Here is a 13835-nt window from a genome sequence, read left to right on the forward strand (position 1 = left end):
TCCGCGAAGTCCCGCCCGCCCCGCGACGCCTGGCCCGCACGCTCGCACGTCAGTCGGCGATCCCCTCGGGGATCGCCTTCTTGACGGAGGCGGCCAGGTCGACGAGCACGCCGGACACATCGGCCCCTTCGGGCACGGTGACCTGGACGTACGCCAGGCGCGACGCGGTGGTGAGGCGGGTCGTCCCGTCGTCCTGCTTCTCCATCAGCCAGTCGACGCCGTTCACTCCGCCGCCGACCGCCTTCGGGTCGTCGCCCGCCGCGACCTTCGGGTCGATCATCTTCGGCGGCCGCTCGACACCGCAGCGCAGTATGATCGCCGGGCTTCCCCAGCCCGCGGTCAGCGCGGACCGGGGCTCCGGGTCCTTCCGGCGCCGGCCGTCCACGGTACGCGGCAGCGCCTTGTCCAGGTTCTGGCACAGCTCGGTGACCTTCGTGTCCGGACTCGGAACCGCGACGGACGCGCTGTCGTCTGCTGAGGAGCAGCCCGCGATCGCGATCAGTGCCGCGAGAACGGGCAGCCCGGGGGAAGCGGCGTGCCGGTGACGGAAGAAGTTCACCGGCCAAGGGTAGACGGGGGCTACAGGTGCACGACCGGACAGGTCAGGGTGCGGGTGATGCCGTCCACCTGCTGGACCTTGGCCACCACCATGCGGCCGAGCGCGTCGACGGTGTCGGCCTGGGCGCGCACGATCACGTCGTACGGTCCGGTCACGTCCTCGGCCTGGATCACCCCCGGGATCTTGGCGATCGTCTCGGCGACGGTCGACGCTTTGCCGACCTCCGTCTGGATCAGGATGTACGCCTGTACCACGGAACCTCCAGGGCGGCCACGAGGATCATGTGGGGAAAAGGAACGCCACGGTATCGCGTTGCCGCTCGCCGCGGGGAGACCCGCGGTGACTGGGGCTCGCGCGCCGGGGTGGAGGGACTGCGCAAGTTGACGGTCAACTCGACCGTACCGAGTACTCAGACGGCTCGCGACCGGGCACGAGCGGCGACAGAGGGAGCACGACGATCATGAAGGGCACCGTGGGCGAGTTGGGGGAGTTCGGGCTCATCCGAGAGCTCACCTCGCGTCTCACCACCACCCCGGCGGTCCGGGTCGGCCCCGGCGACGACGCCGCGGTGGTGGCAGCGCCGGACCGCAGGGTCGTGGCGAGCACCGACATCCTCCTCGAAGGGCGGCACTTCCGCCGCGACTGGTCCACGGCGTACGACGTCGGCCGCAAGGCCGCCGCACAGAACCTCGCGGACATCGCCGCGATGGGCGCCGTGCCGACCGCGCTGCTGCTCGGCCTGGTCGTGCCCGCCGAACTCCCGGCCACCTGGCCCTCGGAGCTGATGGACGGGCTGCGCGACGAGTGCCAGGTCGCGGGCGCCGCCGTGGTCGGCGGTGATGTCGTACGGGGGGAGACCATCACCGTCGCGATCACCGCGCTCGGCGATCTGCGCAACCACGAGCCGGTCACCCGGGGCGGGGCCCAGCCCGGTGACGTCGTCGCCGTGACGGGCTGGCTGGGCTGGTCCGCGGCGGGGTTCGCGGTGCTCTCCCGGGGCTTCCGCTCGCCGCGCGCCTTCGTCGAGGCGCACCGCCGCCCCGAACCGCCGTATCACGCGGGTCCGGCCGCCGCCGGGCTCGGCGCGACCTCGATGACGGACGTCAGCGACGGCCTGATCGCCGACCTCGGGCACATCGCCGAGGCGAGCAAGGTCCGTATCGACATCCGTTCCGGGGACATCGACATCCCCTCGCAGATGAACGACATCGGCCAGGCCGTGGGGGTCGACCCCATCCAGTGGGTGCTCACCGGCGGCGAGGACCACGCGATCGTCGCCACCTTCCCGCCGGACGTGAAACTGCCCGCGCGCTGGAAGGTGATCGGCGAGGTCCTCAACCCGTCGGCGCTGCCCCGGGTGACCGTGGACGGCGCTCCCTGGACGCGCAAGGGCGGCTGGGACCACTTCGGGGACATCGAGTCCTGAGCCCCCGGCGCCCGGGGTGCATCCCCGGGCGCTCGGGCGGCCGACGGAACGCGGGCAGCAAAAAACCCGCCCACCGTGAGGTGGACGGGTTCAGTGCAAGCGAACCAGCAGTGGCCGCGCGCTAGCGGTTGTCAGCGCGTGACCTTGCCGGCCTTGATGCACGAGGTGCAAGCGTTCACGCGCTTCGGCGTCCCGCCCACCACGGTACGAACGCGCTGGATGTTGGGGTTCCAGCGACGCGGTGTACGGCGGTGCGAGTGCGAGATGTTGTTGCCGAAGCCCGGCCCCTTGCCGCAGACATCGCAGTTGGCAGCCACGGGTCACTCCAAAGACTTCAGATGCATTTACGGTTGATCCCGGCATGCCGAGGATCAAGATCTAGGATCTGAGTGGCGCTGCCAGGGGGATGGCCCGATCGGATCGGGCAACTGGAGCAGCATACAACGACTGCGTCCGGAGAACGAAACTACCATGACCTGCCGGTTGCCACTCCGCCCTCCTCGGGCCCGGGACCCTCTACCGGCAGTAACCCGTTCTGGGTCTACGCTGCCTCCCACGTCCAGCAGCTCAAGGAGGCGCAGGTGCCGCAGACATTCGATGCTCTCGCGGTGCGCACCTGGTGCGGGCTCGCGCTTCAGGCCCTTGGCCGTGCGCGCGAGGAGATCGACGCGATCAATGTCTACCCGGTCGCCGACGGGGACACCGGGACGAACCTGTATCTGACGGTGGAGTCGGCCACGGCGGCCGTCGAGGCGGTGTTCGCGGGTCACGAGGCGGTGGCCGCTCCGGCCCCCGGGACCGCCCCCGTGTCCGGCACCGCCCCCGCGTCCGCGGCGGCCCAAGGAACCGGGGTGGCCGGTGAGAGTGACGTCCGCCTCGCCGACGCCATCAGGGCCATGGCGCACGGGGCCCTGATCGGGGCCCGGGGCAACTCCGGAACCATCCTCGCCCAGCTGCTGCGGGGCATGGCCCAGGTGCTCACGGCCGACGGTGAGGCCGCTCACACCGACGGCCGGGGCCTGTCCCTCGCACTGCGCAACGCCGCCGATTCCGCCCGCGGGGCCGTCGCACACCCCGTCGAGGGCACGGTCCTCACCGTCGCCTCGGCCGCCGCCGACGCGGCCTTCGGCGTCGAGGGGGACTGCGGCACGGTCGCGCTCGCGGCCTACGAGGGAGCGGGCACCGCGCTCGCCGCGACCACCGGCCAGCTCGCCGTCCTGGAACACGCCGGCGTGGTCGACGCCGGCGGGCGAGGACTGGTGGCGGTCCTCGCGGCGCTGACCGAGACGTTCACGGGCCAGGCGCCGAGACCGTTCGCCGCCTCCACCGGACCGCACGAGCCGGCGGCGGGGGCCCTTCCCGGCACCACGGGCCTGCCCGGTCCGGCCGGCACCCCGGGAGCCGCCGCCGCGGACACCGGAACCGGCGGCTCCCGGGCCGCCGGGCCGGACGCGCCGGAGGGCCACGGCGCCGACGCGGCGGCCGCCTGCGGGGACACGGCCGCCGGGACCGGCCATCCCGCCTTCGAGGTGATCTACCTCCTGGAAGCGGAGGACGCGGCCGTGGACCGCCTGCGGGACCGGCTCGACGGCCTCGGCGACTCCCTCGTCGTGGTCGGCGGCGACGGCCTGTGGAACGTCCACGTGCATGTGGACGACGCGGGCGCGGCCGTCGAGGCGGGTGTCGAGGCGGGGCGTCCGCACCGCATCCGGATCACCCACTTCGGGCTCGGTGACGTGCACACCGGAGCCGGGACCGGGCGCCCGCCCCGGGAGCGGACGCAGCGGGCCGTCGTGGCCGTCGTGCCCGGCGAGGGTCTGGCCGGGCTGTACACGGAGGCCGGTGCGACCACCGTGCTCGCCCGGCCGGGGGAGCCGCCCGCCAGCGGGGAGCTCGTGGAGGCCGTACGACGGGCCCACGCGCGCGAGGTGGTGCTGCTGCCCAACGACGCCGACCTGCGGCACACCGCGGCGGCCGCCGCCGAACAGGCCCGCGCCGAGGGCGTCCGGGTCGCGCTGATCCCGACCCGCTCCGCGGTGCAGGGCATCGCCGCGCTGGCCGTGCACGAACCGGAGCGCCGCTTCGACGAGGACGTCGTCGCCATGACCTCGGCGGCCGGCGCCACCCGCTACGCCGAGGTCGCCGTCGCCGAGCGGCAGTCCTGGACGATGGCCGGCATCTGCCAGGCCGGAGACGTCCTCGGCCTCATCGACGGCGACGTCGCCGTCATCGGCACCGACGTGACCGCCACGGCGGAGACCGTCCTCGACCGCATGCTCGCGGCGGGCGGCGAGATGGTCACCCTCGTCCTGGGCGACGAGGCCCCCGAGACCGTCGCCGCGCGCCTGGAGGCCCGGGTGCGGGAGTCGTACCTCGCGGTGGACACCGTGGTCTACCGGGGCGGGCGCCAGGGCGCGTTGCTGCTGATCGGGGTCGAGTAGCGGACCTCGGTGCCGTCGGTCAGGCCCCCGCGGGCACCTCGGACCGCCGGGGGACCTCCAGGGCCCCGGCCCTGCGGTGCTCGCGTTCGACGGCCTGCCCCCAGTAGGTGCCGGCGACCATGACCACGGCACCGAGGGCGGTGAGGGCCGTCAGGTGTTCGCCGCCCAGGACGATGCCGACCGCGACGGCCCAGACCGGCTCGGTGCCCAGCAGCAGACTGACCCGGCTCGCGGAACTGCGCTGCACCGCCCAGGTCTGGGCGAGGAAGGCGAACAGGCCGCAGAACAGGGCGAGATAGAAGAGCCGCGCCCAGCCGCCGGCGTCGACCCCGCCGAGCGCCGTCAGGCTGCCCGCGACGGGCACCGTGAACAGGACGGCGCCGACGGCCGTCTGGACGGCCGTGACCTGCAACGGCCGGACCGGGTGACGGGCGGTGAGCCGCCCCACCAGGGCCACATGGGCCGCGCGGACCAGGGCGGCGGCGAGGATCAGCAGGTCTCCGCCGCGCGGGGAGTGGAAGCCGCTGCCGGACACCAGGAGCCCGACGGCCAGCAGACACAGGCCGGTGGCGGCGAAGTAGCGGAGCGGCAGCCGCGCCGCGCCGGACGTACGGTCCAGCAGCGGGGTGAGGACGATGGTGAGGCTGATGATCAGGCCCGCGTTGGCCGCGCTGGTGTGCGCGACCCCGTACGTCTCCAGGACCAGGACCGCAGCCTGGGTGACCCCCAGCAGGGCCCCTACGCGCAGCTCGTCGCGCGTGCAGCGCCGGGTCCGGCGCCGGGCGGCGACGAGGGCGACGCAGGCGACGGCCGAGATGCCGTACCGGGCGAAGAGGACGAGCAGGACGGGAAGCGCCGACGTGGCGGTCTTGGCGGCCAGATAACTGGAACCCCAGACGACGGCGACAAGGAGAAGCACCGCGTCGGTGCTGCGGACTCGGGACACGCCTCACACGCTCCCGTACACCGACCATGAAGCACAGAGCGAAGTTCTTCAGGGTCTTTTAAGCATCACTACAATGAACGGGTGAACGAGCGGCAGTTGCGGATCCTGCGTGAACTGGGCGAGCTGGGAAGCGTCACCGCCGTGGCGGAGGCGCTGCTGATGACGCCCTCGGCGATCTCGCAGCACCTGCGCCTGCTGCAACGCTCGATCCCGGTCCCGCTCACCGAGCGCGACGGACGACGGCTGGTGCTCACGGACGCCGGGCGGGTGCTGGCCGGTGCGGCGATCGAGGTGGAGAGCGCCCTCGCCCGGGCACGGCACTGCGTGGACGACTTCGTCGAGGAGCCGGCCGGGGACGTGTCGGTGGCCGCCTTCCACAGCGCGGCCGCCACGTTCTTCCCGGTCCTGCTGCGCGACCGGGCCGCGTCGGCCCCGCGGCTCTCGCTCGCCGACCAGGACGTGGCGCAGGACCACTTCCCCCGCCTGACCCGGGACTACGATCTCGTCCTCGCCCACCACCTCGCGCACACCCCGCCCTGGCCGCGCACCGTCACCGCGACCACGCTGCTGAGCGAACCCCTCGACGTGGCCCTGCCCGCCGACCACCCACTGGCCCGCGAGGCGAGCCTGAGCCCGGACGATGTCGCGGGTCTGCCCTGGATCACCGTGCACGACGGTTTCCCGCTGATGGCCACCGTCGACGCCATCGCGACCGCCGCGAACCGGCGGCTCGACATCGTCCACCGCATCAACGAATTCGCGGTGGTCGCGGAGACCGTCGCCGCGGGCGGAGGCCTCGCCCTGATGCCCCGCTGGACCACGCGCCCGCATCCCGCCCTGGTCCTCAGACCGCTGACCGGGGTCCACGCCGTACGCCGCATCGACGTGCTCCACCGTCCCGAGAACGCGGCCCGCAAGGCCGTACGGACGGTCCTGGACGAACTGCGCCGCGCGGCCGAGACGATCCGCACCGGCGAGGACCCGGATCCAGGGCCCGTCCGTCCACTGCGGGGCCCGGCCACTCCCGTCCGCCCGGCGGACGACGGCGGGAACGGCCGGCCCCTGGCCGGCTAGTCGGCCTTCTTCGTGAGCTCGCGCATCTTCTCGGCCTCGGCCCGCCGGGTCCCGGCGATCTCCGCGTCCAGCCGGTCGCACACGGCGAGGACCGTGCGCGCGCGGGCCGAGGCGGCCTCGTGGCGTCCCAGGTCGGCCTCCAGCCGGCCGGCCGCCAGTTCGGCGCCCGTCCGGGCACCGAGCAGCGAGTCGCCGAGGGAGGTGAACACGGTGATCGCCCGGACCATGTGCCCGAGAGCCTCCTCGAAGGCCTCCCGTGCGACGGCCTCCTCCGCGTCGTCCGGCACCGAGCGGGCCACCAGGTCACCGAACTGGCGGTGGGTGTGCCCGAGTTCGGCGGTGAGACGGCGCGCCGTCTCCGCGTCCTCGCCTTCGAGACCGAGCCCGACACCGAGCCCGACACCGTCACCGGCGCCGCTGTCCGCCCGCGCCGCCCCCGACTCGGACGAGCCGTCCGCTCCGCCCGGCCGTCCGGCCCCCGGCGAGTCCGGGGCAGCCGGCCGGCCCGCCGCCGCGGCGCACTCCTGGATAGCCTCCGCCATGAGCTTCCGCGCCTCGTCGAGCCCCCCGTCCCGCCGGGCCGCGCCCCACGCGCGCGCCCGGAGCGCGCGGACGAGCCCGTCGACGTCCCCCAGCTCACGCCAGAGCCCGCCCGCACGGACGTACGCCTGATCGGCCTCGGCGGTCAGCCCGGCGTGTGCGAGGGCCTCGGCCGCGAGGTTCGCGAGCATCGCGTGGTCGCGCTGCTCGGGCCAGTGCCGGGCCACGTCGGCGGCGCGCAGCCAGTGTTCGGCGGCCTCGCGGTGTTCGCCGAGCTCGGTGAGACAGTCGCCGAGCCACCAGCGCGTCTGCACGATCGCGCCCTCGCCGTGCATCTCGGCGGTCAGATCCGGAAGCGCCGACTCCAGGATCTCGGCGGCCTCCGCCCACCGCCCCAGGCGCAGCAGGAATCCCCCGAGGTGATGGCGCGCCCAGGCCCCGAACGTGGCCGCCTCGCCCGCCTCGTCGGCCCAGTGCGCGGCCTCCAGGGCATGCTCCGAGGCGGGTCCGAACCGCCCGGCGGCCGCGAGTGTCTCGGCGAGCCGCAGATGCAGCTGGGCATGGCCCATCGGCTCCAGATGGGAGCCCCCGTGATCCAGCGCGTCGCGCGTCGCCCGTTCCGCCGCCTCCATGTCGCCGAGATGCGTCGCGATCCCGGCGAGCCGGGAGTCGTACTCGACGGCGAACCACGGCAGCCCCGCCCCCACGAACCCGTCGACGGCGCGCCGGAGGAGTCCGGCGGCCGCCTCCGCGTCGTCGGCGCGGCCCGCGAGCTCCCCGAGCATCGCGTACGCCTCGGCGGCCCGTGACGCGAGGCCCACGTCGTCCCCGGCGTGCGCCTCCGCGAGGGCCAGCAACTCCCGCGCGGCCTCGTCGGCGGCGGCCATGACATCGGCCTCGGAGGGGGAACCGGAACCGGTGTCGCTGTCGGCGGGCGTCCGCCCGCTCACCGCGCCGCTCTCCAGCTCGTCCACCCGGAGCAACAGCGTCCGGGCCCGGCTCACCAGCACGGACGCCGTCTGCGAGACCCCCGTCCCGCCCCGCGCGAACAGCGCGAGCACCTGTTCGCGCAGCTCCGCGACGACCTCCAGGACCTCCACCGATCCGCCCGACAGCGCCTGGACGTACGCGGCGCGGGAACGGGCCGCCAGCGCCTCACCCGGGTCGCCCGCCTCGGCGTACAGACCGGCGGCCCGGTGGAAGAGAGCGGCGCCCTGCGGCCCGAGACCCATCGCCGCGTGATCGGCGATCTCCGCGCGGTCGCGGACCGCCGTCTCGTGGCCCTCGGCGGCGCGCGCGACCGCCGCCCACGCCTCGACCGCGTCAGGGTTCCGCAGCGCCGAGAGCCGCCGGGCCTCGGCGAGCAGCGCGTCCAGGTCCGGCGCGGCGGCCTCGGCCACGGCTTCCCCCGGGGGCGCGGGCACCGGCGCGGACGGGCGGGACCCGGGGCGCGCCGGGGCCGCGGAGCGAAGGCCCAGCGGCAGCCGGCCGACGAGCACCGGCTGGTCCATGCGCGCGCGGACCCGCTCCCCGACGTACGACGTGCCGTTGCGGTCGTCGAACCGCGCGGCCAGCGCGAGCGCCTCCCCGCGCGCGTGCACGGCGAGTTCCGCCGCCGTCCACGCCCGCCCCGCGGGCCCGGGAACCGGCTGCCCGCCGAGCCCGAGGGCGGTCACCCGGTCCATGGCGAGCGCCACGACCGACAGGAAGTCCAGCTTGCTGCGCGGATCCCCGGAGTCGGTGAAATAGGCCGGGCGCTCCGCGAGCAGCTCCAGGGCGCGCGCCTCGTTGCCGGTCAGGGCACAGAACTCCACATGGTCCGCGTACGCGCCCCGCATGCTCTCCATGGCCCGCACCAGCCGGAAACCCCGCAGATGATGGGCGCGCGCCTCCTCGACGCGCCCCAGGCGCAGCAGCGGCAGCAGGGAGGACGCGAGGACGGTGTGCGGTTCATGGGCGCAGGTGTACTCGCCCACGAGCACCGGCGCCCACAGCTCCAGCGCGTCCCCGTCCGCCCCGCGCACCGCGCGCCACCACCCCTGCCCGTGCAGCTCGCACGCGAGGCAGTCGGCCATCGCGTCACGGTCCGCCGCCAGCCAGGCGGTGTACGCCCGCTCGGCGCGCTCCAGGTCGCCCAGATGGGCGGCGACGCTGAACTCGGCGCCGCGCACGGCCCGTTCGGAGTGACCGGCGAGGCGGTAGCGCCGCTCCATCTCGCCGAGCCACTTCTCTATGGAGGCGAGCGGGACGTGCGGCTGGTCGAGCATGCCCGCCGACATCCACTTGAAGACCCAGTGCAGTGAGTGGATCTCGAACTCGTCGAAGTCCTCCGGGTGTTCGTCCCACATGCGCAGCAGGCGCGCGAAGGGCACGAACATCTTGTCCTTCTCGGAGCTGTAGTTGTAGACCTTCAGCTGGTGTCCGAGCGCCTCGATCACGGCGAGCGGGATGTTCAGCTTCTCGGCCTCCACGAGCAGCTGCTCCGCGCGCGCGTTGCGTCCGGGCCCCTCGGGCTGCTCGTAGTTGTCCGCCATCGCCCGGCGCAGCGTGTCGAAGTCCATGGCCGGGTTCATCGGCGGTCGTCCTTTCCGGGGTCGGTGTGGGTGGCCCACTCCAGGAGACCGATGAAGGCGCGGTTGAGGAGCGCCGAGTCCGCGGGCCGCAAGGGGCGCTGGGCCATCAGCAGGGCCTGTCCGTACAGGGACTCCGTGGCGGTGCCCGCGAGGTCCGGATCGCCGAGCGAACTGATCCTGCGGATCAGCGGATTGAGGTGGTTGAGGACCAGACGCGCGCGCGGGGTGCTGCCGCGCAGCGAGCCGAGGATGCCCGCCCACAGGTCGTCGGCCTGCTCCTCGGCCTCCGCCCGGGCCTGTTCGTGGCGGGCCGACCGGTCGTCCAGATGCAGGGCTGGCACCGACAGGGGGTGGAAGGCGCGCAGCACCACATCGCAGTTCAGCGGGTCGAGCCGGGCCCGCGCGGCCGCGAGGAAGCCGGCCAGCGCCAGCTCCTCGGCCGGGTCGACCGTGTCCAGGTGGGCCGTCACGGTGTCCGCGTCCAGCTCCGAGACGGCCGTACCCGGGCGTACGGCGGGCAGTGCCTCGATCAGCTCGCTGTCGTACGTGTAGCCGCCGTTGACGACCCCGACGCCCTGCGCGGAGGCGATCGCCGCGACCTGCCGGTACTCCTCCACCGTCCGGGTGAAGTGGACCACCGGGTGCCGCTGCGCGAACTCCTCCAGGGACAGCCGTCCGTCGGTCGTCTCGAAGGGCAGCCACGGCAGCATCGTGCGCAGCATCTCCGCGTCGTGCCGCGCCAGCGACTTCACACCCAGGTGATGCACGGACAGGAAGGCGGCCAGCCGTTCCGGATCGCCCGCCGCGAGCCCGGTCAGCCAGGACCGGATGCGCTCGCCGAGCGCCTCCCGCACGGCGGCGAGGGTCTCGTCCTCGTACAGCGACTCGCGGGACGCGGTGGGCCGCAGGCTGTCCGTGTCGAGGACACAGCGCACGAAGAACGCCCATTCGGGCAGGAGCTGTTCGGCCCGCTCGGTGAGCAGCATGCCCTTCAGGTGCACGCGGTGGGTCGCGCGCTGGGCGGGACTGACCGCCGTCGGCAGCACATAGGCCACGCCCCGGATGCCGGCCAGCGGCACGTCCAGGTCGATGGAGTCCAGCGGGGTGAACCCGAACAGCTCCCGGCAGTGCCGGGCCAGGGCGACCCGCCGGCCGGTGGGGCTCGGATAGGGCCGGTCCCAGGGCGCGGGCAGCTCCGCGATCGCCTCGTCGCCGACCCGTACGTCGTACGGCAGCAGCGCGCCGAAGTCCCGCGCCAGCGACCGGACCCGCTCCTCGCTCAGCCACTCGCCGGCCCCGGCGCGCGCCACCAGGTGCACGGTGGTGCCGGGTTCGGCGCGTGCCTCGTGCGGCAGGACGCGCACGGTGTACGAGCCGTCGTCGGCGGCGGTCCACTCGACGGGCGCCGCGTCGGGCGTCCGGGCGCTGCGGCTGACCACCCGGATCCGCTCGGCGACGACGAAGCACGCCAGCAGTCCGATCCCGAACTGGCCGAGGAAGTCCGAACGGGCCGATTCCAGGCCGTCGTTCCGCTTGGAGCTGCGGCCGATGGTCGCCAGCAGACTGTGCACGTCGGACTCGGTGAGCCCGACACCGGAGTCCTCCACCCGCAGGGTCCCGCCTTCGGCGTACAGCCGCACCGTGGCCGGGGCGTCCGGCTGCTCGGCGCGCCGCGCGGTGATCGCGTCGACGGCGTTCTGCAGCAGTTCGCGCAGGTAGACCTTGGGGCTGGAGTAGAGGTGATGGGAGAGGAGGTCGACCAGACCGCGCAGGTCGACCTGGAACGTATGAGGTGACGGGGAGGCCTGGGACGGCTGTGAGGTCTGGGAATCCATCGTCGCTGCGCCGGTCGGTGGGGGGACGGGCGACCGCGCGGGGTCGGGCGGTCCCGGGGGCGGTGACCGCGAAGAGGGCCGGAGCGCGTCATCCTAGGCCCGGAACCAGCCGTCTGACCAGCGGATTTCCAGGACGTATACGGCAATGTCAGTGTCGTGGTGTGCAATGGATCTCGTGCCCGTGCTCGAAGAACCACTGAAGAAGGCGCTCGGTCCCGCCACCGCGAAGGTGATGGCCGAGCACCTCGGCCTGCACACCGTGGGCGACCTGCTGCACCACTACCCCCGCAGATACGAGGAGCGCGGGCAGCTCACCCACCTCGCCGACCTGCCGATGGACGAGCACGTGACGGTGGTGGCCCAGGTCGCCGACGCGCGCCTGCACACCTTCGCCTCCTCCAAGGCCCCCCGCGGCAAGGGCCAGCGCCTCGAAGTCACCATCACCGACGGCAGCGGCCGCCTCCAGCTGGTCTTCTTCGGGCACGGCGTGCACAAGCCCCACAAGGACCTGCTGCCCGGCACCCGCGCGATGTTCTCCGGCAAGGTCTCCGTCTTCAACCGCCGCCTCCAGCTCGCCCACCCGGCCTACGAACTGCTGCGCGGCGAGAGCGACGAGGCCGCGGAGAGCGTCGACAGCTGGGCGGGCGCCCTCATCCCGATCTACCCGGCCACCGCGAAGCTGGAGTCCTGGAAGATCGCCAAGTCCGTGCAGACGGTGCTGCCGAGCGCCCACGAGGCGGTCGATCCCCTCCCGGACCCGCTGCGCGACGGCCGCGGCCTGGTCACCCTCCCCGAGGCCCTCCTCAAGATCCACCGCCCGCACACCAAGGCGGACATCCACGACGCCCGCGCCCGCCTCAAGTGGGACGAGGCCTTCGTCCTCCAGGTCGCCCTGGCCCGCCGCCGCCACGCCGACGCCCAGCTCCCCGCCGTCGCCCGCGTCCCCGCGCCGGACGGCCTGCTGACCGCCTTCGACGCCAAGCTCCCCTTCACCCTCACCGAGGGCCAGCAGAAGGTCTCCAAGGAGATCTTCGACGGCCTCGCCACCGAACACCCGATGCACCGCCTGCTCCAGGGGGAGGTGGGCAGCGGGAAGACGATGGTGGCCCTGCGCGCCATGCTCGCCGTGGTCGACGCGGGCGGGCAGGCCGCGATGCTCGCGCCCACCGAGGTGCTCGCCCAGCAGCACCACCGGTCGGTCACCGAGATGATGGGCGAGCTGGCCGAGGGCGGCATGCTCGGCGGGGCCGAGCACTCCACGAAGGTCGTGCTGCTCACCGGCTCCATGGGGGCGGCCGGCCGTCGGCAGGCGCTGCTCGACCTGGTCACCGGCGAGGCCGGGATCGTGATCGGCACCCACGCGCTGATCGAGGACAAGGTGCAGTTCCACGATCTGGGCCTGGTCGTGGTCGACGAACAGCACCGCTTCGGTGTCGAGCAGCGCGACGCCCTGCGCGGCAAGGGCAAACAGCCCCCGCACCTCCTGGTGATGACCGCCACGCCCATCCCGCGCACGGTCGCGATGACGGTCTTCGGCGACCTGGAGACCTCCGTGCTCGACCAGCTCCCCGCCGGACGGTCCCCGATCGCCAGCCATGTCGTCCCGGCCGCGGACAAACCGCACTTCCTCACGCGCGCGTGGGAGCGCGTGCGCGAAGAGGTGGAGAACGGCCATCAGGCGTACGTCGTCTGCCCCCGCATCGGTGACGAGGACGACGACCCGAAGAAGGGCAAGAAGAAGGCCTCGCCCGAGGACGACGCGGAGAAGCGTCCGCCGCTGGCCGTCCTGGACGTCGCCGCCCAGCTCGCCGGGGGACCCCTGCAAGGGCTTCGGATCGAGGTCCTGCACGGCAGGATGCACCCCGACGACAAGGACGCCGTGATGCGCCGCTTCGCCGCGGGCGAGACACACGTCCTGGTCGCCACGACCGTGATCGAGGTCGGCGTGAACGTACCGAACGCCACCGCCATGGTGATCATGGACGCCGACCGCTTCGGCGTCTCCCAGCTCCACCAGCTGCGCGGCCGCGTCGGCCGTGGCTCGGCGGCGGGGCTGTGCCTGCTGGTCTCCGAGATGCCGGAGGCGAGCCCGGCCCGCCAGCGGCTGAACGCGGTGGCCTCGACCCTGGACGGCTTCGAGCTCTCCCGCATCGACCTCGAACAGCGCCGTGAGGGCGACGTCCTCGGCCAGGCCCAGTCCGGTGTCCGCTCCTCGCTGCGCATGCTCGCCGTCATCGAGGACGAGGAGATCATCGCGGAGGCCCGCGAGGAGGCCACCGCGGTCGTCGCCGCGGACCCCGACCTGACGGGCCTGCCCGGCCTGCGCGTCGCCCTGGACGCCCTGCTGGACGAGGAACGGGAGCAGTACCTGGACAAGGGCTGAGCGGCGGCGAGGGGCCGGCGGCTGAGAGACTGGGAGGAACCGACCACCCTCAGCGCAA

At 73.6% G+C, this 13835-nt stretch carries 10 protein-coding genes; 4 read left to right on the forward strand and 6 right to left on the reverse strand.

Going from position 1 to position 13835, the window contains the following annotated elements; genetic code table 11:
* Positions 1-49: 49 nt before the first annotated feature.
* Together ACF07B_RS22730 and ACF07B_RS22735 are read right to left on the reverse strand one after the other, a co-directional pair.
* Entirely contained in the window at positions 50-559 is a 510-nt protein-coding gene (locus ACF07B_RS22730; protein ID WP_392180280.1) for a DUF3515 domain-containing protein, read from the reverse strand.
* A 20-nt stretch (positions 560-579) separates the two neighbouring features.
* Positions 580-813 carry an Lrp/AsnC ligand binding domain-containing protein gene (locus ACF07B_RS22735; RefSeq protein WP_326785316.1) on the reverse strand — a complete coding sequence of 78 codons (234 nt, stop codon included), beginning with the start codon at positions 811-813 and terminating at the stop codon, positions 580-582.
* Positions 814-1019: 206 nt separating this feature from the next.
* On the opposite strand from ACF07B_RS22735, the gene ACF07B_RS22740 reads away from it, so the two are divergent.
* Positions 1020-1985 carry a thiamine-phosphate kinase gene (locus tag ACF07B_RS22740; RefSeq protein WP_362391608.1) on the forward strand — a complete coding sequence of 322 codons (966 nt, stop codon included), beginning with the start codon at positions 1020-1022 and terminating at the stop codon, positions 1983-1985.
* A gap of 131 nt (positions 1986-2116) precedes the next feature.
* On the opposite strand, the gene rpmB is transcribed toward ACF07B_RS22740, so the two are convergent.
* Entirely contained in the window at positions 2117-2302 is a 186-nt protein-coding gene (gene rpmB / locus ACF07B_RS22745; RefSeq protein WP_037625034.1) for a 50S ribosomal protein L28, read from the reverse strand.
* Positions 2303-2566: 264 nt separating this feature from the next.
* Here rpmB and ACF07B_RS22750 point away from each other — a divergent pair, with 264 nt between their 5' ends.
* Entirely contained in the window at positions 2567-4426 is a 1860-nt protein-coding gene (locus ACF07B_RS22750) for a DAK2 domain-containing protein (RefSeq protein WP_392180281.1), read from the forward strand.
* Between the two features lie 19 nt (positions 4427-4445).
* On the opposite strand, the gene ACF07B_RS22755 is transcribed toward ACF07B_RS22750, so the two are convergent.
* Positions 4446-5372 (reverse strand): DMT family transporter, encoded by a 927-nt coding sequence (locus ACF07B_RS22755; protein ID WP_369486658.1) that lies wholly within the window; start codon positions 5370-5372, stop codon positions 4446-4448.
* Positions 5373-5453: 81 nt separating this feature from the next.
* Here ACF07B_RS22755 and ACF07B_RS22760 point away from each other — a divergent pair, with 81 nt between their 5' ends.
* Positions 5454-6446, forward strand: a complete 993-nt coding sequence (locus ACF07B_RS22760) for a LysR family transcriptional regulator (RefSeq protein WP_392180282.1) — start codon at positions 5454-5456, stop codon at positions 6444-6446.
* Here ACF07B_RS22760 and ACF07B_RS22765 read toward each other — a convergent pair.
* Complete coding sequence (locus ACF07B_RS22765; RefSeq protein ID WP_392180283.1) at positions 6443-9559, reverse strand: tetratricopeptide repeat protein; 3117 nt, start codon at positions 9557-9559, stop codon at positions 6443-6445. The two genes, ACF07B_RS22760 and ACF07B_RS22765, sit on opposite strands and share 4 nt — an antisense overlap.
* Positions 9556-11394 (reverse strand): HSP90 family protein, encoded by a 1839-nt coding sequence (locus ACF07B_RS22770; RefSeq protein ID WP_392180284.1) that lies wholly within the window; start codon positions 11392-11394, stop codon positions 9556-9558. The genes ACF07B_RS22765 and ACF07B_RS22770 overlap by 4 nt, the downstream gene beginning before the upstream one ends.
* 166 nt (positions 11395-11560) lie before the next feature.
* Here ACF07B_RS22770 and recG point away from each other — a divergent pair, with 166 nt between their 5' ends.
* Positions 11561-13777, forward strand: a complete 2217-nt coding sequence (recG, locus tag ACF07B_RS22775; RefSeq protein WP_392180285.1) for an ATP-dependent DNA helicase RecG — start codon at positions 11561-11563, stop codon at positions 13775-13777.
* Positions 13778-13835 lie beyond the last annotated feature (58 nt).

It is taken from the genome of Streptomyces sp. NPDC015532 (assembly GCF_043078065.1).
In the GTDB taxonomy this organism is placed as follows: Bacteria; Actinomycetota; Actinomycetes; order Streptomycetales; family Streptomycetaceae; genus Streptomyces.

Excerpts from the sequence above, each read along its gene's own strand:
- ACF07B_RS22740 (WP_362391608.1), top strand. The coding sequence starts at position 1,020 with ATGAAGGGCACCGTGGGCGAGTTGGGGGAGTTCGGGCTCATCCGAGAG.
- ACF07B_RS22765 (WP_392180283.1), bottom strand. The coding sequence starts at position 9,559 with ATGAACCCGGCCATGGACTTCGACACGCTGCGCCGGGCGATGGCGGAC.
- recG (WP_392180285.1), top strand. The coding sequence starts at position 11,561 with ATGGATCTCGTGCCCGTGCTCGAAGAACCACTGAAGAAGGCGCTCGGT.
- ACF07B_RS22770 (WP_392180284.1), bottom strand. The coding sequence starts at position 11,394 with ATGGATTCCCAGACCTCACAGCCGTCCCAGGCCTCCCCGTCACCTCAT.